This is a genomic window from Microbacterium sp. Leaf351 (assembly GCF_001423825.1).
Classification (GTDB): Bacteria; Actinomycetota; Actinomycetes; order Actinomycetales; family Microbacteriaceae; genus Microbacterium; species Microbacterium ginsengisoli.
The window spans coordinates 51,691-52,434 of record NZ_LMPK01000012.1 but is presented as its reverse complement, the minus strand read 5'-3'; the positions used below and the strand labels follow the sequence as shown (position 1 = coordinate 52,434).

2 protein-coding genes are annotated in these 744 nt (G+C 70.2%); both read right to left on the bottom strand.

All coding sequences use genetic code 11. From position 1 onward, the window contains the following. On the bottom strand, positions 1-537 hold a 537-nt coding region (locus ASG00_RS17045; RefSeq protein ID WP_235559159.1), incomplete at its 3' end, for a prolipoprotein diacylglyceryl transferase family protein. Then, positions 537-744 (bottom strand): M23 family metallopeptidase (locus tag ASG00_RS05160; RefSeq protein ID WP_156456199.1); only part of this gene is annotated, 208 nt, incomplete at its 5' end. The genes ASG00_RS17045 and ASG00_RS05160, both read right to left, overlap by 1 nt.

The following is a 744-nucleotide window of genomic DNA, read 5'->3' as shown; positions in this document are numbered from 1 at the left end:
CCCCGGCGGGATCGCGGGGGCTGAGGGGTCGATCTGCAGCCCCCACGGTAAGGTGGTGGGCGGGCCGAACAGCTCCTGGTTGAAGTAGTTCCCCAGCCGTCCCACCGCCTGGGCGACCAGCATCCCCGGCGCGAGCGCGTCCAGGAACAGCAGCACCGGGATCCCGGCGCGACGGGTGCCGATCACAATCCCGACCAGCCCGCCCAGGATCGCACCGAAGATTGCGATCCCGCCTTCCCAGATGTAGAGCACCCGCCACAGGTCCGCGCCAGGGAAGAAGTAGTCGCCGGGATGGGTGAGCACATGGTAGATCCGGGCGCCGAGGATCCCGAACGGCACCGCCCACATCGCCACATCCACCACGACCCCGGCCGGGTGCCCGACCGCCCGCAGCCGACGGCCGGTGATCAGCACCGCCAGCACGATCCCGGCCAGGATCGCCAGCGCGTAGAACCGGATCTGGAACGGACCGACCTGAACGAAGCTGATCCCCGGGCTCGGGATCAGCGCCGGAGCCACAATGAGGAGTGCGTCCATCAGGGCCTCACCCTCGCCGGAAGCCACGCCAGCGGGTCCACCGCTTCGCCTCCGGTGCGGATCTCGAAGTGCAGGTGTGCGCCGAAGCTGCGTCCACTGTCCCCGACCCGGCCGACCATCTGCCCCACCCGCACGGTCTGTCCCGGGGTCAGGGCGAGGGACCCTTCCCGCATGTGCGCGTACGCGCTTTCCACGACCTGCCCGTCG